Origin of the sequence: Paraglaciecola mesophila KMM 241, from assembly GCF_000315015.1 — a bacterium.
Taxonomy (GTDB): Bacteria; Pseudomonadota; Gammaproteobacteria; order Enterobacterales; family Alteromonadaceae; genus Paraglaciecola; species Paraglaciecola mesophila.
Genome location: NZ_BAEP01000032.1, coordinates 1 through 25,094, shown reverse-complemented (window position 1 = coordinate 25,094; position 25,094 = coordinate 1). Strand labels below are relative to the sequence as shown.

Sequence of the window (25,094 nt, the reverse complement as noted above, 5' to 3'; positions counted from 1 at the left end):
CACCAAATCGTCATATATCATCGCTACTATGAGTGCGGATAATAGCAATAGCGGCGCTCTCTATGTTTACGGTTAATGACGTTTTACACAAGCACTACCCTAAAGTGGCTGAAAAGCCGTGGTTGTTTAAATCAGCAGGATTTGTGCTAAGACATTTGCTTCACGAACGAGAAATCAACGAATTTGCGCAAAGCTATCCACACCACCAGGGTCTGGAATTCGTTGAACAAGTCCTTGAGTACTTTAATGTTAGCTATTCGGTGCGCGACAACGAGCGTGAACATATTCGAAGCCAAGGTCGCTTGGTCATAATTGCTAATCATCCTATCGGCTCGTTAGACGCCCTAGCCCTAATAAAATTGGTTAGCGAAATCAGAACTGACGTAAAAGTCGTGGCAAATCAGATGTTGATGACAATCGACCCGTTACACTGCATGTTATTACCGGTCAATAACATGGACGGTGGTACCGCAAAAGATCATATTCACAACATTCAGCAGCATTTAGAGCAAGAAGGCGCACTATTGATATTCCCTGCGGGGGAGGTGTCCAGGCTACGCCCCCAAGGTGTGCGCGATACCCATTGGCATAGCGGTTTTTTGCGTATTGCTCGTCAAGCGAAAGCCCCTATCCTGCCAGTATTTATTGATGCTAAAAACTCTCCCCTATTTTATGGCGTATCCATGCTGTATAAGCCACTGGCGGCCATGCTTCTGGTCACAGAAATGTTTAAACAAAAGCGTAGGCACTTGCCAATGCGTATTGGCGAAGTGATCCCAGTTGAATCCTATGCCAATGATAAAATTGATCGAATTCAGCAAGTTAGATTACTCAAAAAACACCTTTATCGCATCGGTATGGGTAAGCAAGGTATTTTTGCCACGCAAAAGGCCATCGCTATGCCGGAAAACCGCACGGAATTAAGCCGGGCAATAAAACGTGATTGTGAGTATCTAGGAGAAACCACAGATGGCAAAGCAATCTACCTATATCAATACACGGGTAGTTCGCCCATTATGCGCGAAATTGGACGCCTGCGTGAAATAGCCTTTCGTGCAGTAGGCGAAGGCAGTAACTGCAGACGCGATATTGACCAATACGACACTCAGTATTTTCATTTGATCCTCTGGGATGCAGACGATTTAGAAATAGCGGGAGCTTACCGCTTTGGTGAGGCTAAAAAATTACTGGCTCGGTCAGGCACCGACGGGCTGTACTCAGCCACCTTATTCAACTATACCGATGCGATGCAGCCCTATTTTGAACAAGGACTGGAGCTAGGACGAAGTTTCGTACAACCTAGGTATTGGGGTAAACGAAGTTTAGATTACTTATGGTATGGCATCGGCGCCTTCTTGCAGCGTCACCCTAACTATCGCTATTTGTTCGGCCCTGTTTCCATGAGCGATACCTACCCTAAAGCGGCCAAAGACTTGTTAGTACAATTTTACCGCTTGTACTTTACCCATCAAGACACCATTGCCACCTCGAAAACGCCCTATCACTTGGCAAGCGATTTAGCTGACAGTTTTAGTGGCGATGATTATAAAAAAGATTTCATCTTGCTCAAGCATATGCTGGCTAACATGGGCGTATCCGTTCCGACCCTGTATAAACAATATACGGAAACCTATGACGACGGTGGTATTCATTTCCTAGATTTTAATATTGATGCTGACTTCGGAGATTGTATCGACGGCTTAGTCTTAGCTGACATTCACATGCTCAAAGCGAAGAAAAAAGCACGTTATATGCCGCACGATGCTGTCAAAAAAGAAAAAGGTGCCCCCAAAAGCGAGGGAAAAGCTGAAAAAATAAAACTGAAAAAGGCAAGTTAACCTTAAGTTCTTAAGTGGTAAGGAATGAACTACTGAGAGGCCATAGGCGGCCTGGCGGTCGCCTTTTAGTTTATATTTAAATTTTCGCTAAGTGGCTAATGATTTACTGGGGTTGGTATAAGTTCTCAGTATTGAGCTGTGATTTGCCCCTGATGCTTAGGCTTTCTTTTTACCAAGGGCGACCACTTCAGCTTTTTCATCAGACAAAACAGACTTCGCTTCAGTACCTTTGAACATCTTGCCAACCGCGTCTTTATTTTTAGACAGCATAATCGCCAAATCTTCTAAAACGTCAGCTTCGAACTTCATCCCCTTAGCTTCGATGTACTCGGCTAAGTTATCTGCTACTTCTAACATCTTGTCGTATTTATCGGCTTCTTTTTTATCTGCGGTCACAAACTTTTCAACCCCTTTATGCTCAACGACGTATCTGGTAATAATGGCCATATTTGTATCCTCAATTGCGTGTCTGTACAAAATATAGCATAACACCTGTTTTTATGTACAGTTCATTTTTGCCAACGTGTAGATATAAAAAAACCAGCACTAAGCTGGTTTCTTTTAAAGCGACTTTACTATTCTTAATTAGTGCCCTTCGCTGACCTGATTAACAGTGTAACGAGGGATCTCAACTACCAAATCTTCATCTTTAATAATAGCTTGGCAACCTAAACGTGAATCAGGCTCTAGTCCCCATGCTTTGTCGAGTAAGTCGTCTTCTAACTCATCACTCTCATCAAGAGATTCAAACCCTTCACGCACAATGACGTGGCAGGTGGTACAGGCGCATGACTTCTCACAAGCATGCTCAATGCCGATACCGTTTTTCAAAGCAACGTCCAATACTGTTGTGCCAGAAGGCGCTTCGAGTACGGCACCATCTGGGCAAAGCTCAGCATGAGGTAAAAATATAACTTGTGGCATCTGTTGTTTCCTTAAATCGAAAAATTAATTCTGACGCTAAATAAAATTAAATGCTGTCGACCGTATGACCGGCTAATGCTTTTTTGATCGAGTGATCCATACGTTTTTCTGCAAATATCTGACTCGCTGCATCGGCTGCGCTAATCGCTTGCTTTATCGCATCGATATCATCATTTTTACCTGCAGTATCCAACACCACAAGGCTGGCTTGAATGGTGTCGATTTCCGCTGCACTCAATAGCTCAGCTCCATCTGCATTCAGCGCAGCTTGTAGAGCTTCATGTACTCTTGCAGCTTCTACTTGTTGCTCTTTAAGCATGCGGGCCTGCATGTCGCCTGTGGCGTTCTGCATGGACGCTTTCAGCATATCGCTGATTTGTGATTCGTCTAATCCATAAGAGGGTTTAACCTGGATCTCAGCTTGAACGCCACTGGATTTCTCCATAGCCATGACGTTAAGCAAACCATCTGCATCTACCTGAAAGGTGACACGAATGTGCGCAGCACCAGCCGCCATGGGCGGAATACCGCGCAAGGTAAATTTTGCTAACGAACGACAGTCATCAACCAGTTCGCGCTCTCCTTGCAACACATGGATCATCATGGCCGTTTGGCCATCTTTAAATGTCGTAAATTCTTGGGCTTTCGCCACAGGGATAGTGGTATTACGGTGAATGACTTTCTCAACCAAACCGCCCATAGTTTCTAAGCCAAGAGACAGTGGCAATACGTCCAGTAACAGCATTTCGCCGTCAGGCTTATTACCTACCAAAATATCAGCTTGAATACAGGCGCCAATGGCCACCACTTTATCAGGATCAATAGAGGTTAAAGGGGTTTGCCCGAAGAATTCACCCACTTGTTCACGCACATAAGGTACGCGGGTTGAACCGCCAACCATAACAACTTCTAGCACTTCGTCTTTTTCTAACTCAGCGTCTTTCAGCGCCCTGCGACACGCGCGTAGTGTGCTTTTTGTTAAGTCAGCAATCAAACCTTCAAAGGTTTCTCGACTAATAGATAGACTAAGGGTCTTTTGCTCGTCATCGGCAAAATCTACTGTCACAGAGTTCTTATCGCTCAAGGTTTCTTTGGCAAACTTTGCTTTGTCCAATAGGACTCGATGCAGACGTTTTGATAACGTCCCCTCTAGGCCAAGCTGCTGGCGAAAATATTTTACGATAACATGGTCGAAGTCATCGCCGCCGAGTGCCGAATCACCGCCTGTGGCTAATACCTCAAACACACCTTTGCTAAGGCGTAATATGGAGATATCAAATGTGCCGCCGCCTAAGTCATAAACGGCAATCACGCCCTCTTGGGCAGTGTCTAAACCATAAGCGATGGCCGCCGCAGTGGGTTCGTTTAATAAACGCAGCACTTTTAATCCGGCTAGTTGAGCAGCATCTTTGGTACCTTGACGTTGTGCATCATCGAAATACGCAGGAACGGTGACCACTGCACCACTTAGCTCTTCACCTAGAACTTGTTCCGCACGCAGACGAAGAGCTGTGAGTATTTCAGATGACACCTCAACGGGGTTCACTTGGCGACCTGTGACGTTGAGCAGTGGCGAGTTTGGGTTTGACTCATCGAAATCATAAGGCAAGTCAGGATAACTACTGCGAATATCGTTAAGACTACGCCCCAAGAAACGCTTTACTGAAACGATGGTATTTGCAGGGTCGAGGCTAGCGTCACGCTTGGCTTGCTCACCCACCACCACGTTATCAGCTGTGTAACTGACCACTGAAGGTAAAAGGTGTTGGTTATTGTTATCGCCTAACGTCTCTGCCTGGCCACTGCGAACAGTCGCCACTAGAGAATTTGTTGTGCCTAAATCAATACCCACCGCAAGTTTACGTTGGTGAGGTGCCGCGCTCAGGCCAGGTTCTGCAATTTGGAGTAATGCCATTATAAAAACCGTTTAGTTATTCAAAAGTCGCTTAACGCGTCTTCTTTGATTTCAATTTCGTGACGTAGCTTAAATAAAAATTTAAGCTTACGTACCAGATTTGCAGCATTTTCATTCGCCGCTTCATCGGATTGCTCAAGAAAAGCCCCAAGCTCACTCAACAACCTTTTAATATCCGCCGCCACTTCGTCATCTAAAGACTCAAGGGCTTCTAGGGGATCGCTGGCATGTTGAGCTTCGTCTAATTGTTCACGCCATTCCATTTGCTGCATTAAAAATGCACCGTCTTGCATGGTTTTTTGCTCGTGCTGTAATTCAACACCACGTAGCTCTAACATGTGCTCGGCGCGACTTAGAGGCGTTTTTAATACTTGATAGCCGTCATTAACTTGCGCATTTTTTTGCAATGCAATGAGTTTGTCGCGCTCGCTGGCGGTAGCAAACTTATCCGGATGCGTGAGTTTTTGTAGTTGTTGGTACGTCGCTGCAAGCGTCGCTTTGTCTACATCGAATGAAGGCGTCAGGTTGAATAGCGCAAAATAATTCATATCAATTAGCGTCTTTTGAGTTTGGCCTATGAAGGTGTAGACAATGGAAGCGTCTACATCGTGATACGTGTTAATCGTCGTTAATAAAAAGCAGGCCTGTTAGCCTGCTTCTTTGACAGCCACGTATAGCAAACCTATACGTTGAAACTTTCGCCGCAGCCACATTCGCCGTTTGCGTTAGGATTATTAAACTGGAACCCTTCGTTAAGGCCTTCTTTGGCAAAATCTAATTCGGTACCGTCTAAGTACACCAAGCTTTTACCATCGATAATGATTTTAACGCCATTATCTTCAAAAACGTGGTCATCTTCGTTTAACTCGTCGACAAATTCCAACACATACGCTAAACCAGAACAACCCGTGGTTTTGACTCCTAAGCGCAAGCCTAGCCCTGAGCCTCTGTTTTGCAGAAAGCTAGATGCTCGTTGTGCCGCGGCCTCAGAAATTTTAATTCCCACTATGGTCTCCTCTTTCGTTTAACGTTTACTGCTGTTTCTTTTTGTAATCTTCAACGGCTGCTTTAATAGCGTCTTCTGCCAAAATAGAGCAGTGAATTTTTACTGGCGGTAAGGCAAGCTCTTCAGCAATGTCCATGTTCGAAATCTTCACGGCATCGTCAATTGATTTACCTTTAACCCATTCCGTAACCAATGAGCTAGACGCAATCGCCGAACCACAGCCATAGGTTTTGAATTTTGCATCTTCGATAATGCCATTAGCACCAATCTTCAATTGCAATTTCATTACGTCACCACATGCTGGCGCGCCAACCATGCCGGTTGCAATGCTAGGGTCATTCTTGTCAAAACCACCCACGTTACGTGGATTTTCATAGTGATCGATTACTTTTTCGCTGTAAGCCATGATGGTTACCTCATTTTTGAAGACGATTTCGCCTTACTGTGAATTCTATAAATTATTCAAATACTAGTGGTGAGCCCACTCAACAGTATTCAAATCAATGCCTTCTTTGTACATATCCCATAAAGGAGACATATCACGTAATTTGTCGATTGCATTACGTACTACGCTTATCACATGGTCGATTTCAGCTTCAGTGGTAAAACGACCGATAGTGAAACGAATTGAGCTATGCGCTAATTCGTCATTCAAACCAAGTGCGCGAAGTACATAAGACGGCTCTAGACTGGCTGACGTACAAGCTGAACCAGATGATACGGCCATATCTTTAAGGGCCATGATCAAAGATTCGCCTTCAACGAATGCAAAACTCACATTTAAGTTCGCAGCAACACGTTGCTCAATGTCACCATTGATGTAAACCGCTTCAATGTCTTTGATACCATCCCATAAGCGATTACGAAGCATGAGAATACGTTCGTTCTCGGTGGCCATTTCTTCTTTAGCAATGCGGAATGCTTCCCCCATACCCACAATCTGGTGAGTCGCCATGGTACCAGAGCGCATACCACGTTCATGGCCACCACCGTGCATTTGAGCTTCTAAGCGAACACGAGGCTTGCGGCTAACATAAAGTGCGCCAATCCCTTTAGGGCCGTAAGATTTATGCGCTGAAAACGACATCATGTCTACTTTCAATGCTTGTAAATCAATTGCTACTTTACCTGTGCTCTGGGCGGCATCAACATGGAACAACACTTTACGCTCGCGGCACACTTCGCCGATAGCTGCGATATCTTGGATCACGCCAATCTCGTTGTTCACGTGCATAACGCTAGCAAGGATAGTATCTGGGCGGATGGCCGCTGTGAATTTTTCGATATCTACCAAGCCGTTCGGCTCTGGGTCTAAATACGTCACTTCAAACCCTTCACGCTCTAACTGGCGGCAGGTGTCAAGTACGGCTTTATGCTCGGTTTTTACCGTAATAAGGTGTTTACCTTTCTTACTGTAAAAGTGAGCCGCGCCCTTGATGGCAAGGTTGTTTGATTCAGTAGCACCTGAGGTGAAAACAATCTCACGAGGGTCAGCATTAACTAAATCAGCGATTTGATTACGTGCAATATCAACGGCTTCCTCTGCTACCCAACCAAAACGGTGAGAACGAGACGCAGGGTTACCAAAGTTGCCTTCGTTGGTTAAACATTCTGCCATTTTGGCAGCAACGCGAGGGTCAACCGGGGTGGTTGATGAATAATCTAAATAAATTGGTAACTTAATGTCGCTCATTGTCTACTCCGCTTATTTACTGCAGGCTCACTTCGATTTCGTTGCCAGCAATATAATTGAGGTGTTTCGTTTTATCTTGTCTGTCTGCTACTAATTTCACGTCGTGCTGCGCCATCAGTTCTCCAAGGGTAATGCCATCGAGAAAAAGGCTGATGCGCTCACTCAAATCTTGCCACAAGCTGTGGGTTAAACAACGCTCACCACCTTGGCAATCTGACTGGCCTTGACAGCGCGTTGCATCAACGGACTCATCTACCGCGCGAATCACCTCACCGATTGGAATGTCGCTGGGTTGGCGGCCTAACTTATAACCGCCGCCTGGCCCACGCACACTGTCTACTAATTTTTCTCGGCGTAGACGTGAAAAAAGTTGCTCTAAATAAGATAACGATATTTCTTGGCGCTCAGATATATCTGCTAACGACACGGGACCGCGCTGTGAATGTAAGGCTACATCCAGCATTGCTGTAACAGCGTAACGACCTTTAGAAGTTAATTTCATTCTGAACACCTAGCTAAAAACTTGCAGCTATTGTCCCAAACCCGACTATTTTAGTCAAGTATTTATCCTACTGTTTTAGTCAAGTATTAGGGGGCTAGGTTTTACAGTGTAATTTACCAACACCGCTAAATTTGTGGATCGAACGACCTCTTTGCCGATTCCTTTTCCGCAGTCGTTAAATGATCACCAAAGCTATCGATTTCAAGGGTGGGCAATGATTTACCGCAAACGCTCCCTCCCATGTTATTGATCTCTTTGCACATTTCTTCCACTTTGGTATCAATAAGGTGAACATGATCAAGCATTAACCCAATGGCGTTTGCGACAGGATCAGGGTTTTCATCTGAAATAGCATAGGCATCGAAGCCATACTTACGGGCGATTTTAGCCCGGTGGCCATTCTGTTCTTTACTCGCGCTTGGCATCACGATGCGCCCAGGAATACCCACAACGGTAGCGTTCTCAGGGGCATCCTTTACCACAACAGAATTAGAGCCCACTTTCACGCCTTTATGCATAGTAATAGGCCCCAGTATTTTAGCCCCGGCCCCAATCACGACGTTATCTTCTAAGGTAGGGTGACGCTTACCAGCACTCCATGAAGTACCGCCTAGGGTGACGCCATGGTATAGCGTAACGTTATCGCCAATCTCTGCGGTTTCACCTATCACCACGCCCATACCGTGATCTATAAAAAAGCGACGGCCAAGCTTAGCGCCAGGATGTATTTCGACTCCTGTCGCCCAACGGGAGAACGTTGATAAGCTACGGGCTAACCAGTGCCAGTTGGCCTTCCATAACCGATGACTTAAACGATGAAACCAAATGGCATGCAGCCCTGGGTAATTCGTTAAAACCTCGAACGTATTGCGCGCTGCTGGATCGCGGTGAAATACACTCTGGATGTCTTCTTTAATACGTTCGAACATAGTTATGTATTGTCTTTACTGGACTTTTCGATGGATGCCAAGATGCCGCGCAATATATTCAGCTCCTGCGTTTCAGGACGAGCACGATTAAACAAGCGACGTAGTTTGGTCATGACCATACCCGGATGTTGTGGAATGATGAAATTCGTTTTGTGAAGGGTTTGTTCCAAATGGCTATAAAAACCTTCAAGATCATCCGCCAGCGGGTATTCTTCCTGCACAGTCGTCTCATGTCGCGTTTCACTAAGATGCGCCATACGAATTTCGTAACATAGAGTTTGTACTGCGGCGGCTAAGTTCAACGAACTATATTCAGGATTGGCAGGAATACATACGTGGAAATGGCATTGCTGTAGCTCCTCGTTACTTAAACCGTTGTTTTCACGACCAAATACTAAGGCAACAGGATATTTAGGCACTTCGGATACTAACTTTTCACCACATTCACGTGGCTCAAGCATAGGCCAAGATAACGTTCGCGAACGGGCACTTGTGCCGACCACTAAACCACAATCTGCTACTGCTTCTGCCACGGTGGAGACAATTTTCGCGTTGGCCAGGACATCCCCTGCCCCAGCAGCTAACGCGCTAGATTTACCGTCTGGCGGCGATACTGGGTCAACCAATACCAATTGGCTCAAGCCCATGGTTTTCATGGCGCGCGCTGTTGAACCAATATTGCCGGTGTGGGACGTATTAACCAGTACGATTTTAATATTTTCTAGCATAACAAAGGATTATCTGTGATTTATGGGGATTTTAGGGCGCGGATAATAGCATATTTTGCGTGCAAAAGTAGTGTTGGCGCGGCGCACAGAGTAACCCACATACTAAAAAATGTGGGAAAATGTTCTAAGGGAGAAATTACCACCGAACATCAGCCCACAGCTCCTTTATAAAATTGGCAAGAATCAAAGCGTTTATAGTCACTTAAAGGTTTCAAATAAGTGTTTTCTACCGACACCCCAAACTCTATCTCGTCATAAACTTCCACTTCAAACGGCGCTACCCAAGGGTGATTTTTCGGCCCACTTAACTGCACGTAAGGATATTGGGTTACTTTCCAAAACCCAGAAATTAATGTTTGTTGACGGTTAAGTTGCACTTCACCTTGCTTTGCGTTGCTAATTGCTTCTTGAGGGCTGTTAACAAGGATGTAGGTGTTATCTGAATTTAGTAGCAACTGAGTATCTGCGTCACAGGCTTTGCTATAATAGCGCCCGATGAGTTTTTCACGGGATATCGAAGCAGAAATGTCTAAATCATCAGGAATTAAAAACAACCCGATGGAGTCATGGGTAAAAGAATGATTATTACTAAAAAGCGGCACTTCACTTTCAACCGAGTACCCTAATTTCGCCGCGCTTTGCGTTAAGCGTGATAACTCACTCTGTTCAGGCAACATCAGTGAGTAAACTAGGCTATTTCTGCTAATCGAATTCGGAAAAGTAAGCTGATTAACATCAACATCAAAATCATCTTTTTTTAATTGCTTGGATATTCTGTTTACCTCTGATTCTGAAAGGTACTTAGCGTACAAATGAACCTGGGTGTGACTGCAGCCCTGCAAGCTTATTAATATAGCTAACCCCAACAACCACTTAATCTCATTTTCCTTATGGCTCACATCATTTTTACGCTTGATAAAGCTCCAATGGTAAACCATCTGGGTCGGCGAAAAAGGTGAACTTTTTGAGCGTATATTCATCAATTCTAACTTCTTCTACCTCAACGCCCTTCGCCGTCAAGAAAGCTACTGTGGCCTCGACATCATCCACCACAAACGCTAGGTGGCGTAAGCCTTGCGCTTCTGGACGGCTGGGGCGCGCAGGTGCTCCGGGAAACGAGAAAAGCTCAATTTGGCCACCATCGGGTAGTGCTAAATCTAGTTTGTAAGAGTCGCGATGGGCACGGTAATTTTCAGCAATAACGCTAAGCCCTAATATTTCAGTGTAAAAGTGTTTCGAGCGCGCATAGTCGCTGCAGATAACGGCCACGTGATGAATTCGTTTTAACATTAGGTACACTTAATCTGTTATTAAAAAATAAGTAAACTGAAGCATGTACGCTAACATAGTTTGTGATAAATCCAGATTATGATTGCGAATATTCTGTGGTTTGATACACTGCGCGGCGATTTTTTGTTCACCTGTTACCTAAACCGTAACGGATGACAAATCCTTATCTTAACGTTCTTTTAAAAATTGGTGGTTTTACTATGCATCCTATGCTGAATATAGCAGTGCGCGCGGCGCGTTCTGCGGGCAACGTCATTGCCCGTGGTTTTGAAAATCAATCTGAACTAATGATTGAAGCCAAAGGCAGTAACGACTTCGTAACCCGAGTCGACAAAGAAGCCGAGCAAGCAATTATTCGCAAAATCCAGCAATCTTACCCTGATCACAGCTTTGTAGGTGAAGAAGGTGGTGTAGTAGAAGGTAGCAACACTGATTACAAATGGATCATTGACCCGCTAGATGGCACCACTAATTTTATCAAGGGTATTCCCCACTTCGCTGTATCAATCGCTTTAATGCATAAAGGTCGTTTAGACCAAGCAGTTGTATTCGATCCTATTCGTGGCGAACTATTCACCGCAAGCAAAGGCGCTGGCGCTCAACTTAACGGTTTCCGTATTCGTGCTAGTAAAGCAAAAGAGTTGAACCAAACGATCCTTGCCACCGCACTTCCATACAAAAACAAAGATGCATTACCGACATATCTTGAAAGCTTCCGTAATATCTTTTTTCAAGCGGGTGATGTACGCCGCAGTGGCTCAGCCGCTCTGGACTTAGCCTACGTAGCCGCCGGCCGTTATGACGGTTACTGGGAAAGTGGCTTGAAGCCATGGGATATCGCAGCAGGTGAACTACTTGTTCGTGAAGCTGGCGGCTTGGTGACAGATTTTAAAGGCAATAACGACCCCATGCATAATGGTGACATCGTTGCTGGAAGCGCTAAAGTCGTGCAAACCCTAGTGAAGAATTTGAAAGCTTAAGAGTGTAATAGCTTAAAAACGTAACGCCCTATTCTTAAGCGAGCCCAAGGCTCGCTTTTTTATGTCCTCCTAGCGCCTTCGAAAAGGCTTTTTCCAACTCATAGCTAAACGCCCCCAAAAGGTCCCTTAACTTAATAACCCCATAGCTTCAGCCAATAAAAAAGCCGCTTGATAGTTAATCAAACGGCTCTTAGTGTACAACTCTGTTTGCCCTTAAGGGCAATGTGATTTACTACAGCATTGACTCTTGGTCAGCGCCTTCTTTCTCAATCTCAGTTGGCATCAAATCTTCACGGCTTACGCCTAACCATAGCGCCACTAAGCTGGCAACGTAGATAGACGAATACGTACCGATTATCACACCAAACAGCAAGGCAGTCGCAAAACCATGAATAGTCGCCCCGCCCAAGAAGAACAATGACATCAATACCAATATCGTCGTTAACGAGGTAATAATGGTACGGTTCAAGGTCTGGGTCAGTGAAATATTAATGATCTCTTCGGTTTCGGAATTGCGGATTTTACGGAAGTTTTCACGGATCCTATCTGATACCACAATAGTATCGTTCAAGGAATAACCGATTACTGCCAATACAGCGGCCAGTACCGTTAAGTCGAATTCCAGTTGTAGAATTGAGAACAAACCTAATGTGATGATCACGTCGTGGGCAAGCGCCACAACTGAGCCCAAAGCAAAGCGCCATTCGAATCGCATTGCTACGTATACCAGAATACAAAGCAAGGAAACCAACATGGCTAACCCGCCCTGCTCGGCAAGCTCATCACCAATATTTGGCCCAACAAAAGCGATTCCGCGTTTTTCAACGCTTGGATCGGCAGCTTGTAATGCAGCAACTACCCTATCGCCAATTTCAACATTCTTCACGCCTTCCATAGGGGCGATGCGTATTAGTATGTCTTGGCTGCTACCGTAGTTTTGCACCGTAGGCTCAATAAAACCGGCTTGGGTTAACTCAGCGCGAACCGCGTCTAAGTTAGCCACACCTTCATACCGCATTTCAATCTGCGTACCGCCGGTGAAGTCCAAGCCCCAATTAAGCTGGTTAATCCCAAGGGATACCAGAGAGCCGATAACCAATAACGCGGATAGTATCGCTGCGGGAACGCGCAACGACATAAAGCCAACTGTTTCTTTCATGTTTAGCAATTGCATGTCAGCGCTCCTATATTGATAATTTTTTCAAAGGCTTACCACCACACCATGCATTTACAACAGCACGGGTAACAAAAATAGCGGTAAACATGGAAGTGGCAATACCAATCATTAACGTGATTGAAAAGCCTTTAATTGGGCCTGTGCCCACAGCAAACAAAATCAGACCCGCAATGAAGGTCGTAATGTTGGCATCAAGAATGGTCGAGAATGCACTGTCATAACCGTGATGAATTGCCTGTTGGGGGCTGCGCCCTTCCCGCAGTTCTTCTCGAATACGCTCGAATATCAGAACGTTTGCATCAACCGCCATACCGACCGTTAATACGATCCCGGCCATACCAGGTAGCGATAATGTCGCGCCAGGTATCATCGACATAATGCCAACGATCATCACTAGGTTCAGAGTTAATGCAAGGTTCGCGACTAAACCAAATGCTTTGTAGTAAATCAGCATAAAGATTAGTACTGCAACAAAGCCCCAAATGATGGCTTGTGTACCCAGTGCAATGTTCTCTTTACCTAAGCTTGGCCCAACGGTGCGCTCTTCTACGATTTGAATAGGTGCTATCAGTGCACCGGCTCTAAGTAGTAACGACAGGTTATGCGCTTCTTGTGGTGAGTCTAACCCGGTAATACGGAAACTACTGCCCAAGCGCGCTTGAATAGTGGCGATACTGATCACTTCACGCTTCGCTTCAAAAATCAGCTTGTCGTTAGCATCTCGCTCACCCGTTGATTTATATTCAATGAAAACGGTCGCCATCGGCTTACCAATACTGTCTTTGGTAAACTGTGACATCTTACTGCCACCTTTAGAATCAAGTGAAATATTCACTTGAGGAATACCGTACTCATCTGCGCTAGAGTTAGCATCAATGATGTGGTTACCGGTCAAAATGATTTTCTTTTTAAGCAGTTGCGGCTGACCTTGCTGATCGAGTACCAGTTCAGAGCCCGCAGGCACACGCCCAGCAACAGCATCACGTACATCATGGTCTAAATCTACAGAGCGGAATTCCAATGTCGCCGTTGCATTCAAAATTTCTTTAGCACGGGCGGTATCTTGAATACCAGGTAATTGCACAGCGATGCGATCAACGCCTTGCTTTTGTACACTTGGCTCAGCCACACCCAATTGGTTTACCCGGTTACGGATAATCGTGATATTTTGCTTAACCGCGTAGTCACGGGTTTCAGCAAGCTTCTGCTCTGACATGCTGACCACAATTTTCAGGTCGTTTTTCTCAGTGAAAACCAAGTCACGATTACGGTTACGTAAAAAGAACTCTGCCTTATCTAGGGTTTCTTGGTCACGAAAGAATATTTCCACTCCACCTTCAACTTGGCGCACCGTGCGATAGCGAATACCTTCTTCACGAAGTGCACTTCTAAAATCGGATACCATGTCTTCAAAAGACTTATTCACGGCAGAGTTCATATCCACTTCCATTAGGAAGTGCACACCACCGCGCAAATCGAGCCCAAGCTTCATCGGTGCACCGCCAATGGCTTCAAGCCAAGCGGGTGTATCTGGCGCTAGGTTCATGGCCACATAGTAGTCGTCACCTAATGCTCGCTGCAGGGTTTCTCGCGCGATAAGTTGACTATCAGAATTGGTCAAGCGAACTAAAATCTGTTCGTTATCTAAAGCGATATTTTTTGTTTCTATGTTTTCGCTGGATAACGTTTCTGTAACCTTGCTTAACAGTGACTCATCGACACTGGCATTTCGGCCGGCAGAGATTTGAACGGCATAGTCTTCACCGTACAAATTGGGAGTGGCGTACAGAGCACACATACCGACGATAAAAATCAGTACAAGATACTTCCATAACGGAGTTTGGTTTAACACGTGAAAATCCTTCCATTTTGAATGTCGTATACATAAATAAAGCGGGCAATCGCCCGCTTTATTTAAGGTAACTCATTTTAAATTGCTTTCATTGTGCCTTTTGGCAACACAGCTGAGATAGCAGATTTTTGTACAACAATGTTGGTTGTATCGTTTAGTGCAATTTCAAGAAAGTCCTTTTCTTCTGATACTTTCACTATACGGCCAACCATGCCACCTTGGGTCAAAACTTCATCGCCTTTGCTCAACGAGCTAACCAAGTTTTTATGCTCTTTTACACGCTTTGCTTGTGGGCGGTATAACATGAAGTAAAAGATTAAACCGAATACGCCGAGCATGATCAGCATTTCAAAACCACCGCCTGTTGCACCACCTGGTGCTGCCTGTGCATGTGCATCAGAGATAAATAAGCTCATAAATTCCCCATAGTTTGTTAAGTTTTGTAGTTATAGCGCCGGTACCGGCATATCTTTTTGTGCGTAAAAATCCGCAACGAATTCATCTAACTTCTGTTCAGCAATCGCATCTCGCAATCCTTGCATAACACGCTGATAATATCGCAAGTTATGGATGGTGTTTAAACGCGCGCCTAATATTTCGTTACATTTGTCCAAGTGATGTAGATATGACCGAGAATAATTTTTACAAGTGTAACAGTCACATTTATCGTCTAGTGGACTCGTGTCAGTTTTATGGGCCGCATTACGAATTTTTACAATGCCACTGGTGACAAAAAGATGACCATTTCGAGCGTTACGAGTAGGCATAACACAATCGAACATGTCGACCCCGCGGCGCACACCTTCAACTAAATCTTCAGGCTTACCCACGCCCATCAAATAACGCGGTTTGTGCGCTGGGATTTTGTCGGTGGTGTGATCCAAAATGCGGATCATGTCTTCTTTTGGCTCACCTACTGACAAGCCGCCAATGGCATAGCCATCAAAACCAATGTCTTCTAAACCTTTGAGTGATACGTCACGCAATCCTTCGTACATACCACCTTGTATGATACCGAATAGAGCTGATGGGTTGTCGCCATGTTCCGCTTTACTGCGCTTAGCCCAGCGTAATGACAATTCCATTGACTGGCGTGCTTCGCTCTCAGTAGCCGGGTGCGGCGTACATTCGTCAAAAATCATCACGATGTCAGAGCCTAAATCACGTTGCACTTGCATCGACTTTTCAGGCGTCAGTAAGATTTTTTCACCGTTGATTGGCGAGCGGAAAGTTACGCCTTCTTCGGTGATTTTACGCAAATCCCCTAGGCTAAATACCTGAAAACCACCTGAATCCGTTAGGATAGGTTTTTGCCAGTGCATAAAATCGTGTAAGTCGCCGTGCTGTTTAATGATTTCAGTGCCAGGGCGTAGCATTAAATGAAAGGTATTCCCTAAGCATATATGCGCGCCAGTTTCATCAAGCTCTTCAGGCGTCATGCCTTTAACCGTGCCGTATGTGCCAACTGGCATAAACGCTGGCGTTTCAACTACGCCTCGGTCAAATTTAAGACGGCCGCGGCGCGCCTTTCCGTCTGTGTTATCTAATTCAAATTGCATAAATACTTCCTGCTGACAGGGCGAGCCTACCAGCGTGTTCTCGTCTTAGGTGATATTCAATGCCTAACAAGCGAGTTGCTGACAAAAAGTGGCCGGATTATATACGAATTGCGTCTGCGAATAAAAACTAATAACGCACTATTTATTCGCCTAACGTAGGTATTGATTACAATCCGGATATCAGTCTTGGTTTTTCTCGATAAACATGGCGTCGCCATAGCTGAAAAAGCGGTATTGCTGGGCAATAGCTTCTTGGTACGCACGCATCACATTTTCTTTTCCAGCAAAGGCGCTGACTAACATGATGAGCGTCGACTCTGACAGATGAAAGTTGGTTAACATGGCATCAATCACCTGAAATTTGTAGCCAGGATAGATAAAAATATCTGTGTCACTGAAAAACGGCGCCAGCGCAGTGCCATTTTCTAATGCTGCTTTCGCTGCTGACTCTAACGATCTTACCGACGTTGTGCCCACAGCAATCACGCGTTTGCCCGCCGCTTTGGTTTTAGCGATAGCATCAACAACGTTTTGCGGCACTTCTGCATATTCAGAGTGCATTTGATGCTCAAGAATATTATCAACCCGCACAGGTTGAAAGGTACCAGCCCCAACATGCAAGGTTACGAATTCTGTGTTTACACCTTTATCCCGTAGTTGTTTCAAAATGACATCGTCAAAATGTAAACCTGCGGTAGGCGCCGCGACAGCTCCTGGTTTTTCGTTGTATACCGTTTGATAACGTTCTTTGTCTGACTCTTCATCAGGGCGGTCAATGTATGGCGGCAGTGGCATATGCCCATATTGTTCAAGTATTTCAAGAATAGGCTCAGGGTTAAGCAGCTTGAGTGTAAATAGCGCGTCTTGACGTCCTACCATTTCCATTTCTACTTTATCCTCAAGCAACAATTGGGTGCCCTCTTTAGGAGATTTACTGGCACGTACATGGGCTAAAACATGATGTTCGTCAATAATGCGCTCAATCAAGACTTCTACTTTACCGCCAGAGGCTTTTTGCCCAAGTAACCGTGCAGGTATGACGCGAGTATTATTGAAGATCAGTAAATCGCCTGGATTAATCAAGTTCACCACATCGGTGAATTGCAAATGCGACAAGCCTGTTGTGGCTAAGTGCATTAATCGGCTTGCGGTCCGCTCTTTGGTGGGGTAACGCGCAATGAGGGCTTCAGGTAAATCAAACTGGAATTCAGAAACTTTCATATATTATCCTGGGAAATTTAGCCCGTTATTTTACGTATATTAATTAATACCTGCAATCACCTTGGTATACGCTAACCACCTTGTGACTTTGCATATAGCGGCTAAAATAACATCAACAGTTTATTTATTATTGACGTTTCTCCTGACTGTTATTTTGCCCAGCGACTATTGCGTTGGGCTTTTTTTTGTCTGTATTTTTTGCTCGTATTTGGTTAGCTCGGAAAACTTTTCCATCGCTACTGCGAGAGATCTTGCCCCATGTCGCTAAACATATCCACGATATCATCCCGTTCAATACGGCGCATATTAAGCACATACATGATTTGTAACAACAAATCGGCGCCTAATATTCCTTTATTTACTTTATTGCGCAGGTTGTCTGCGCTTTGGTTCACCCCAATTGATACTAAGCGTTCACTGAGATCCTGGTACTTAACACCGCGCTTAGACATCTCCGCTTTTAATAGACGCTGCACGACTTGACGCCAATCTGCAGAGGCACTATTTGTCTGTTTTGCTGTCAGACTATCCGAATGATTTTGCATAACTATCCCAACAATACAAATGTGACGTATAATTTACATTAGCAACTAATAAATATCAAATGTTGAAAATAACATTTGACTAATTGTTTTTCACCCGACTACACTAAGCCCGAGTTTTGCCAACAAGCTCAACGAAATGTTGAGACATATTCGAACAACGGTCATTAGCCATACAGGAGAGTAGCCATGACATGGGATCTTAATCAACTTGAGGCCCTTTTTAGTGACAACCAAGATCTCGTTGTTACCCGTGAAGAAAATTGTTTATTAATTGCAAACAGCGACGGTGTTGATGCTTGGTTAGCGATAAGCGGAGATCAAATTCTCGTTGAGTCTTTACTCTTTTCTGTCAATGAAGTGAAAGACAAAACCGCGTTAAACGAAGAGATTTTAAAAACCCATATGATTTTCCCATTAACGACTGTGGGTATTTCGAATGTGGCTGGCGATGATTATTACACGGCCTTTGGCTCTTTAAGTTCTCAATCGAAAGCACAGAGCATTACGATCGAAGTGCAAACCTTATTTCAAAATGTAGAAGCATTTTTAGATGCTTATGCAGAACATTTACTTTAATCGAGGAGTGACATTATGTCAGTTTGGAGAAAATTAGTGACTGCCGTTAAAGGTGGTGCCACAGAAGCAGCACAAACAGTGGTAGACAGCCAAGCGATCCGTATCCTTGAACAAGAGATCCGTGAAGCGAAAGACGAGCTGCGTAAATCAGATCATGCACGCACGCAAATTTTGGCTAAGTGCAAATTGTCTGAGCAGAAAGTCGCCAGCTTGCAATCTTCTATTGAGCAATACGAAGCCCATGCTCGCAAAGCGATAGATTCAGATCGCCAGCTAGCCCTTGACTGCGCTCAAAAAGTCAGTGACTTGAAAGTTGAACAAGAAGGTGAACAGAAGTATTTAGATCAGTTCAAGCAATCTGAGAAGCAGTTGGCAGGTAATATCAGCCAAGCAAAGGCTAATCTACGACGCTTAGAACAGCAGGTGGACATGGTAAAGGCCACTGAATCTGTGCAAAAAGCACAGGTCGCTGTGTCGTCACGTCACTTAGGTGCGAACAGTAAAATGAAAACCGCAACCGAGTCGTTGCAACGAATTCAAGACAAGCAGACATTGCGCGATGCCGAGCTTCAAGCCGCGCAAGAGCTTGCGACTGAAGAATCAAGCGACGACCTAGAGAAACGTTTGGCTCAAGCGGGTATCAAAGGCGGACAAACCTCTGCTGACGATGAGTTAAGCCGTATTTTAGGTAAGTAAGTTACATTGTATTTGAATGGCCAGTCCGCGTTTGCAGGCTGGCCATTTTTTTATCTGTGGGTTAATTGTATCAATTGCGTTTACAAGATTAGTGCAAACTGAGAAATGGCTTACATTGGCTAATGCCTTGGGATATGAAAGAATATCTCGAAATAACAAGAACCTGAATTTAACGCCATGTTTATAAAAATACGTAAAATGCTGTCTCAGTATTTCTCTGAGATGCGTTGGTACACCTTACTGATTGCGTTAAGTTTTTACACTGTTTCGAGCTGGTGCTTAATGGCGCTCGCAGGCGAAGATGCACTAACAAACAGCACTGATTTTATTTATTGGTTGGTGGTAACAGGCTCAACAGTGGGCTACGGGGATTTGTCGCCAACTACCACCGCGGGAAAATACATAGTCTCTTTATATGTAATACCTGTTGGCTTGAGTTTTTTTGCATTAGTAATTGGTCGTGTCGCGTCTTGGGTATCATTTCAGTGGTTAAAAGGAGTAAAAGGTTTGCAGAGTTTATCAGTATCTAATCATATTCTGGTACTTGGGTGGAACGAGCAACGTACGCTTAGATTACTCGATTTACTGCTACGCGAGCGAGAGGCCGTGGACGAACGCCCGACGATTGTATTGTGTGTTCGCGCCGATATTATTAACCCTATGCCAGATAAAATCGAATTTGTGAAGGTTAATAGTTTTAGTAACGACAAAGATATGGACCGAGCCTGCATTGCTGATGCCAAAGTCGTTTTAATGGATAATCCAGAAGATGATTTAACCATGACTACGGCGCTTTATTGCAGTCAACGTAATCCCAATGCGCAAATGGTCGCTTACTTCACCGATGAAACATTAGCCAACCTCCTCCAACGCCACTGCCCGAATGTAGAATGCACGCCGAGTGTGGCGATAGAGATGCTAGCAAAATCAGCTTTCGATCCAGGTTCAAGCGTATTACACCACGACTTACTCAGTGTGGCTGAAGGCCAAGCTCAGTATTCAGACACCCTCCCCCCTGATATGGCTCCTATGCAGGTTAGCTTGGCATTCAATCAGTTGAAATCTCGTTATAATGCAACGCTTATCGGCACGGCTAAGAGCAATGATAGATTGAACATACAAGTCAATCCTGATCTGGATGAGCAATTATCGCCAGGTGACAAGGTGTTTTATATCGCGAAAGCCAGGATCAAAAAAATCGAATGGCAACGTTTTTCTGAGGAATAGCATGTTCAGTAAATTATTTGGTAAAAAAGACACGCCTAAAAGCCCAAAAGCGCCTGAGGTTATGGGACTTTACTTAGGTGGTTCATTTCAAATTGATCCACTAAAACTCAAACTGATAGAACCGAGCCTTATCATTGAGTCTGCTGCCAGCTCACATATTATTCAGGCGGTTGGTGAAGTCGATTTAGATTCAGGTGGCAAAATTCTGCGCTTTTACACCGATGACGATGCATTTTTACAGGTCGTTTTGGACGGCGGAGTGACAGAAAACCACATTACTGATGTCAAGTTATGGTATTTCTATGAAACCAAAACCGTTGGCACAGACACTCAATGGCAGCAATTACTTAAGAATGATATCTCCCAAGCCCAATATGCACTAGAGGGCAATAGCTATCAGCGTGTGTGGGACGCTGTCGGTGATGTGTCACCCGCTGTCGCTATGACCGAAAAAACCTATGAAGAAGACGGTGACGTGAGTGAAACCGACCAATTCGTGATGCTGTACGAACGCGAATTAGACGATGGCAATATAGAGGCCTTGCTAGTTAGCGGTGAAGAGAAATTAGTTGGTCAGAACTTCGATCGCTGCTTGGTCATCAGCAGTGGTTTTAATATTGAACAAGCCGACATCACGATAAACGGCTAACATCCCATTTAACGAAAGGAAAAACGATGGAAACAATACTTAACTCAATTGCCGGCCTTGGTCATTTTGCCGCTTATTTTGCGGTATCAATCGTACTGCTATTTATCTTCAAAATTGTCTATGCGTTTGTGACACCCCATGATGAATGGAAATTAGTTAAACAAGAGAAAAACCTAGCCGCAGCGATTGGCTTTGGTGGCGCGATCATCGGTTTTGCCTTGGCGTTATCAAGTGCGGTTGCAAACTCAGCGTCATTGGTCGACTTTATCGTGTGGGGTGTTGTGGCAATTATTGCGCAAGTTGTCGCATTCTTACTTTTGCGGTTCACTTTTATGCCAAAAATTGCCGAGCGCATTATCAATAATGAAATTTCCGCAGGTACCATCCTTGGCGCTATTTCTGTTGCGGTTGGTTTGCTCAATGCCGCTTGCATGACCTATTAGGAGGACATATGACTCAGCGTAAACGCTCATCAAATATCAACCTAAAGAGCATGCGTAAAGGTTTTTCGGTCAAGCCTTTAGCCTTGGGTATTGCAGCAGTCATGCTTAGTGGTTGTGGTGAAGAAACTGAAAAAGCCACGGTTTATACCTCGGTCGACGATTGTACAAATCAAAATCCTGGGCAAGAAGAGCTATGCAAAACGGCTTATCAAGATGCGTTAGATGAAGCCCAGCGTACAGGCCCTAAATATGCATCACGGCAAATATGTGAAGAAGAATTTGGGGCCAATCAATGTAATTATACCCGTACTGAAAGTGGCTCGTTCTTCATGCCTTTTATGGCCGGTTACATGTTGAGCAACCTACTGTCACCGCGAGGCTATAATACTCAACCCATGTTTACCTCATACTCCCCGTACTCTTCGTATCGCCAACGTTGGATGGGTGCAGATGGCAGTGACTATGGGGATTACCGCCGCCGTAATATGAACGTCAGCAAAGATGCGTTTAAGTCAAAACCGAGTGTAACCAAAACCATGAGTCGAGGCGGGTTTGGCAGTAGCGTGCGCGCAAAATCGAACTGGGGTGGCTCGAGCAGAAAATCCAGTGGTTGGGGTGGCTAACCCTTCGTATGTTTCGTATTCCTATTCAGCAACGAGCAAATTGGCAGCGTAAAGCCGCTGACTTTGGTTTTAAGTTTCATACTATGCATGGCGAACCCTATTGGGATGAGTCAGCGTATTATCAGTTTACGTTGCAGCAAATTGAAAATGATATAGAGCAGCCTACTGCCGATATTCATCAGATGTGTCTAGCAGTGGTTGAGCGCGTCGTTAACGACGAGGCTTTGCTTAAACGTTTTCAGATCCCTGAGGGTTTTTGGCAGCCCGTTGTCGATTCATGGAAAAACCGAGACCCGAGTTTATATTCACGTTTGGATTTTAGCTATGATGGCAGCGGCCCTGCTAAGCTATACGAAAATAACGCAGATACGCCCACATCATTGTATGAAAGTGGGTTTTGGCAATGGTTATGGCTTGAAGAACAAGTCAATAAAGGGCTAGTGCATAAAAAGGCCGACCAGTTTAACTCATTACAAGAGAAGCTTGTTGCACGATTAGGCTACATTGCTAACCACTATAAATTGGATTTCATGCATTTCGCTTGCTGCAAAGATACTGACGAAGACAGAGGCACGGTGCAGTATCTGCAAGATTGTGCGCGCGAAGCAGGGATCGCGGACTACTTCGTTTATATGGAAGACATTGGTTTGAGTGACAGCGGGGCGTTTACCGATCACGACGATCAGATCATTGAGACCCTGTTTAAGCTCTACCCTTGGGAATTTATGCAGCGAGAAGCCTTCGCTCAACATATTCAGCCTTCTGGCAGCCATTGGATTGAGCCTCTGTGGAAATCAATACTGTCGAATAAAGCGTTGATGCCCATGTTATGGAAAATGTTTCCCGGTCATCCCAACTTGCTGGCATCTTATTTTGAAGATGAACTGCAACTCGCTAACGAGACTAAATTAGTCAAAAAGCCAATATTTTCCCGTGAAGGGGCGAACATTAGTGTAATTGAAAACGGCAAGACGGTGCTCGAAGCACAGGGCCCTTATGGTGAAGAAGGGTTTATTTATCAAGCCTATTCGCCATTACCAAAGTTCGGAGAAAATCACACCTTGATTGGCTCGTGGTTGGTAGATGATCAGCCTGCGGGCATTTCGGTACGGGAAGACACCTCGCTTATCACCCAAGATATGTCACGCTATTTACCGCATATTATTTTGTGACAATTTGACATCTCATTCTTCAGCCTTTTACGTCAAAATACAGTTATCACTTATCCAACACAGTTTTATGAATAGCAAAACACTCACCTCGCGCCATCCTTCTCGCTTAAGCCAGCAGTTAAAAACGGTGGGCATTATCTTCATTGTGATCACCGCCATAGAGATCATTAACCTACTCACTGGGCGCATGTTAAATCACTTTGGCAATATTCCACGGTACATTCCGGGGCTTGTTGGTGTCTTAACCGGCCCTTTTTTGCACGGTAGTGTGAGCCATTACCTGTCGAATATTATCCCTCTGTGCGTGCTGAGCTTTTTAATGCTGCAATATGGTAATAAGCGTTTTTTTGGTGTCACATTCTTTTGTATTGTCTTAACAGGGTTGTTGGTGTGGTTATTTGGCCGTTCAGCCAGTCATATCGGTGCGAGCAGCGTGATATACAGTTATTTTGGCTTTCTGCTATTGGCGGGCTTTTTAAGCCGAAAGTTTAAGCTCATTATTATTTCCTTGTTAGTGGCCTTTTTTTATGGCGGCTTAATATTCGGCGTATTGCCTGCAAGAACCTTTGTATCTTGGGAGGGGCATTTGTTCGGCTTTATCTCTGGCTTAATTGCTGCAAGATTGTGGGCTAAAAATGTACACTGACAAGCCCATCTCGTGCAATCAGGCTTTATAATCAAATTAACCTAAGGTAGTGCTAGAGCGTGAAGTACAACTTCCTTATAATGCTGTAGTTGTCTAAATATAAACCAAGGCCCAAATGAGCAATCAAGCCCCCAAAAAACAAAATGGATTTTTCGGAAATCTAGCATTTAATATCATTATTCCCGTGGTGATCATGAGCAATTTAAGCTCTGATGAATACCTAGGCCCAGCATGGAGTATTGTTGCCGCACTGATATTTCCTATCGGTTATGGGTTGTGGGATCTTAAAGAGTCGGGCAAGGTAAATGCCTTTTCAATATTGGGGATTGTCAGCGTTATATTAACCGGCGGCATTAGTCTGTTGGAACTTCCTGCTGAATATATTGCTATAAAAGAAGCGGCTATTCCGGCCGTGATTGGCATTGCCGTATTGATTACCCAGCGCACCACCAAGCCATTGCTAAAGGTGCTTGTGCTTAACGAGCAAATTGTCAACTGGGACAGTTTGAGCCGAGCTCTAGAAGCAAAAGGTACCACCAATGACTTTGAAGGCAAGATGGCGATCAGCTCTTATATTGTCGCCGGTTCATTCTTTTTATCTTCAGTTTTAAATTACGTATTGGCCAAAGTGATTCTGGTAAGCCCCCCAGGGACGACTGAATATACGGAAGAACTTGGTCGCATGACTGCCCTGAGCTACCCAGTGATAGTGATCCCAAGCATGATCATGTTAATGGGCGCCTTGTGGTACCTATTCGCTCAAATTAAGAAATTGACGGGGGAAGATTTAGAGAACTTCCTTGCCCAGCAGTAACGGCCAACCGTAACTGCCAACCGTAACTGCCAGCAATAACTAACGATGCGGTAACGGAAAAGTATTGAAAATAAAAAACGCTAGATAGA

General features: G+C 44.6%; 29 protein-coding genes. 11 read left to right on the top strand and 18 right to left on the bottom strand.

What is annotated here, in order from left to right; genetic code table 11:
* The first annotated feature begins 62 nt into the window (after window positions 1-62).
* Entirely contained in the window at window positions 63-1,838 is a 1,776-nt protein-coding gene (locus GMES_RS07855) for a bifunctional ornithine lipid synthase OlsF (RefSeq protein ID WP_006992101.1), read from the top strand.
* A 156-nt stretch (window positions 1,839-1,994) separates the two neighbouring features.
* Here GMES_RS07855 and GMES_RS07850 read toward each other — a convergent pair whose 3' ends face one another.
* The 12 genes from GMES_RS07850 to gloA2 all read right to left on the bottom strand — a co-directional run bounded on the left by GMES_RS07850 (window position 1,995) and on the right by gloA2 (window position 10,825).
* On the bottom strand, window positions 1,995-2,285 hold the full coding sequence (locus GMES_RS07850; protein WP_006992100.1) for a YebG family protein: 291 nt from the start codon (window positions 2,283-2,285) through the stop codon (window positions 1,995-1,997).
* A gap of 138 nt (window positions 2,286-2,423) precedes the next feature.
* Complete coding sequence (gene fdx / locus GMES_RS07845; protein ID WP_006992099.1) at window positions 2,424-2,762, bottom strand: ISC system 2Fe-2S type ferredoxin; 339 nt, start codon at window positions 2,760-2,762, stop codon at window positions 2,424-2,426.
* A 46-nt stretch (window positions 2,763-2,808) separates the two neighbouring features.
* Window positions 2,809-4,677 carry a Fe-S protein assembly chaperone HscA gene (hscA, locus tag GMES_RS07840; protein WP_006992098.1) on the bottom strand — a complete coding sequence of 623 codons (1,869 nt, stop codon included), beginning with the start codon at window positions 4,675-4,677 and terminating at the stop codon, window positions 2,809-2,811.
* A gap of 20 nt (window positions 4,678-4,697) precedes the next feature.
* The gene (gene hscB, locus GMES_RS07835; RefSeq protein ID WP_006992097.1) at window positions 4,698-5,225 is read right to left on the bottom strand and encodes a co-chaperone HscB; all 528 of its coding nucleotides are present in this window, start codon (window positions 5,223-5,225) and stop codon (window positions 4,698-4,700) included.
* A 134-nt stretch (window positions 5,226-5,359) separates the two neighbouring features.
* Window positions 5,360-5,683: an iron-sulfur cluster assembly protein IscA gene (gene iscA, locus GMES_RS07830; RefSeq protein ID WP_006992096.1), complete on the bottom strand. Its 324-nt coding sequence runs from the start codon at window positions 5,681-5,683 to the stop codon at window positions 5,360-5,362.
* A 25-nt stretch (window positions 5,684-5,708) separates the two neighbouring features.
* Window positions 5,709-6,089 (bottom strand): Fe-S cluster assembly scaffold IscU, encoded by a 381-nt coding sequence (gene iscU, locus GMES_RS07825; protein ID WP_006992095.1) that lies wholly within the window; start codon window positions 6,087-6,089, stop codon window positions 5,709-5,711.
* Window positions 6,090-6,152: 63 nt separating this feature from the next.
* Window positions 6,153-7,376, bottom strand: coding sequence for an IscS subfamily cysteine desulfurase (locus tag GMES_RS07820; protein ID WP_006992094.1), 1,224 nt, complete (start codon window positions 7,374-7,376; stop codon window positions 6,153-6,155).
* A gap of 16 nt (window positions 7,377-7,392) precedes the next feature.
* Window positions 7,393-7,878, bottom strand: coding sequence for a Fe-S cluster assembly transcriptional regulator IscR (gene iscR, locus GMES_RS07815; protein WP_006992093.1), 486 nt, complete (start codon window positions 7,876-7,878; stop codon window positions 7,393-7,395).
* Window positions 7,879-8,003: 125 nt separating this feature from the next.
* Entirely contained in the window at window positions 8,004-8,807 is an 804-nt protein-coding gene (cysE, locus tag GMES_RS07810; RefSeq protein ID WP_006992092.1) for a serine O-acetyltransferase, read from the bottom strand.
* 2 nt (window positions 8,808-8,809) lie between these two features.
* The gene (gene trmJ / locus GMES_RS07805; protein ID WP_006992091.1) at window positions 8,810-9,535 is read right to left on the bottom strand and encodes a tRNA (cytosine(32)/uridine(32)-2'-O)-methyltransferase TrmJ; all 726 of its coding nucleotides are present in this window, start codon (window positions 9,533-9,535) and stop codon (window positions 8,810-8,812) included.
* A 149-nt stretch (window positions 9,536-9,684) separates the two neighbouring features.
* On the bottom strand, window positions 9,685-10,434 hold the full coding sequence (locus GMES_RS07800; protein ID WP_226990266.1) for a hypothetical protein: 750 nt from the start codon (window positions 10,432-10,434) through the stop codon (window positions 9,685-9,687).
* A gap of 7 nt (window positions 10,435-10,441) precedes the next feature.
* Window positions 10,442-10,825 (bottom strand): SMU1112c/YaeR family gloxylase I-like metalloprotein, encoded by a 384-nt coding sequence (gene gloA2 / locus GMES_RS07795; RefSeq protein ID WP_006992089.1) that lies wholly within the window; start codon window positions 10,823-10,825, stop codon window positions 10,442-10,444.
* A 200-nt stretch (window positions 10,826-11,025) separates the two neighbouring features.
* On the opposite strand from gloA2, the gene suhB reads away from it, so the two are divergent.
* Window positions 11,026-11,805 carry an inositol-1-monophosphatase gene (suhB, locus tag GMES_RS07790; protein WP_006992088.1) on the top strand — a complete coding sequence of 260 codons (780 nt, stop codon included), beginning with the start codon at window positions 11,026-11,028 and terminating at the stop codon, window positions 11,803-11,805.
* Between the two features lie 232 nt (window positions 11,806-12,037).
* Here the strand turns inward: suhB and secF are convergent, their stop codons facing one another.
* The 6 genes from secF to GMES_RS07760 form a co-directional block, all read right to left on the bottom strand.
* Window positions 12,038-12,979 (bottom strand): protein translocase subunit SecF, encoded by a 942-nt coding sequence (gene secF, locus GMES_RS07785; protein ID WP_006992087.1) that lies wholly within the window; start codon window positions 12,977-12,979, stop codon window positions 12,038-12,040.
* A gap of 10 nt (window positions 12,980-12,989) precedes the next feature.
* Window positions 12,990-14,834, bottom strand: a complete 1,845-nt coding sequence (gene secD, locus GMES_RS07780) for a protein translocase subunit SecD (RefSeq protein ID WP_006992086.1) — start codon at window positions 14,832-14,834, stop codon at window positions 12,990-12,992.
* A gap of 77 nt (window positions 14,835-14,911) precedes the next feature.
* The gene (gene yajC / locus GMES_RS07775) at window positions 14,912-15,250 is read right to left on the bottom strand and encodes a preprotein translocase subunit YajC (RefSeq protein ID WP_006992085.1); all 339 of its coding nucleotides are present in this window, start codon (window positions 15,248-15,250) and stop codon (window positions 14,912-14,914) included.
* A 30-nt stretch (window positions 15,251-15,280) separates the two neighbouring features.
* Window positions 15,281-16,393, bottom strand: a complete 1,113-nt coding sequence (tgt, locus tag GMES_RS07770; protein WP_006992084.1) for a tRNA guanosine(34) transglycosylase Tgt — start codon at window positions 16,391-16,393, stop codon at window positions 15,281-15,283.
* Window positions 16,394-16,573: 180 nt separating this feature from the next.
* Window positions 16,574-17,614, bottom strand: a complete 1,041-nt coding sequence (gene queA / locus GMES_RS07765; protein WP_006992083.1) for a tRNA preQ1(34) S-adenosylmethionine ribosyltransferase-isomerase QueA — start codon at window positions 17,612-17,614, stop codon at window positions 16,574-16,576.
* Between the two features lie 236 nt (window positions 17,615-17,850).
* Complete coding sequence (locus GMES_RS07760) at window positions 17,851-18,159, bottom strand: DUF6471 domain-containing protein (protein ID WP_006992082.1); 309 nt, start codon at window positions 18,157-18,159, stop codon at window positions 17,851-17,853.
* A gap of 186 nt (window positions 18,160-18,345) precedes the next feature.
* Between GMES_RS07760 and GMES_RS07755 the strand changes: the two genes are divergently transcribed.
* The 9 genes from GMES_RS07755 (at window position 18,346) to GMES_RS07715 (ending at window position 25,005) form a co-directional block, all read left to right on the top strand.
* Window positions 18,346-18,735 carry a YjfI family protein gene (locus GMES_RS07755; protein ID WP_006992081.1) on the top strand — a complete coding sequence of 130 codons (390 nt, stop codon included), beginning with the start codon at window positions 18,346-18,348 and terminating at the stop codon, window positions 18,733-18,735.
* A gap of 15 nt (window positions 18,736-18,750) precedes the next feature.
* On the top strand, window positions 18,751-19,431 hold the full coding sequence (locus GMES_RS07750) for a PspA/IM30 family protein (protein ID WP_006992080.1): 681 nt from the start codon (window positions 18,751-18,753) through the stop codon (window positions 19,429-19,431).
* Between the two features lie 177 nt (window positions 19,432-19,608).
* Window positions 19,609-20,658 (top strand): potassium channel family protein, encoded by a 1,050-nt coding sequence (locus tag GMES_RS07745; protein ID WP_006992079.1) that lies wholly within the window; start codon window positions 19,609-19,611, stop codon window positions 20,656-20,658.
* Between the two features lies 1 nt (window position 20,659).
* On the top strand, window positions 20,660-21,307 hold the full coding sequence (locus tag GMES_RS07740; protein WP_006992078.1) for a YjfK family protein: 648 nt from the start codon (window positions 20,660-20,662) through the stop codon (window positions 21,305-21,307).
* Window positions 21,308-21,333: 26 nt separating this feature from the next.
* On the top strand, window positions 21,334-21,750 hold the full coding sequence (locus GMES_RS07735; RefSeq protein WP_006992077.1) for a DUF350 domain-containing protein: 417 nt from the start codon (window positions 21,334-21,336) through the stop codon (window positions 21,748-21,750).
* Between the two features lie 8 nt (window positions 21,751-21,758).
* On the top strand, window positions 21,759-22,373 hold the full coding sequence (locus GMES_RS07730) for a DUF1190 family protein (protein WP_006992076.1): 615 nt from the start codon (window positions 21,759-21,761) through the stop codon (window positions 22,371-22,373).
* An 8-nt stretch (window positions 22,374-22,381) separates the two neighbouring features.
* Entirely contained in the window at window positions 22,382-23,545 is a 1,164-nt protein-coding gene (locus tag GMES_RS07725; protein ID WP_006992075.1) for a glutathionylspermidine synthase family protein, read from the top strand.
* Window positions 23,546-23,612: 67 nt separating this feature from the next.
* Complete coding sequence (locus tag GMES_RS07720; protein ID WP_006992074.1) at window positions 23,613-24,191, top strand: rhomboid family intramembrane serine protease; 579 nt, start codon at window positions 23,613-23,615, stop codon at window positions 24,189-24,191.
* A 115-nt stretch (window positions 24,192-24,306) separates the two neighbouring features.
* A complete protein-coding gene (locus GMES_RS07715; protein WP_006992073.1) occupies window positions 24,307-25,005 on the top strand; it encodes a VC0807 family protein in 699 nt (232 codons plus the stop codon).
* The last annotated feature ends 89 nt before the right edge of the window (window positions 25,006-25,094 follow it).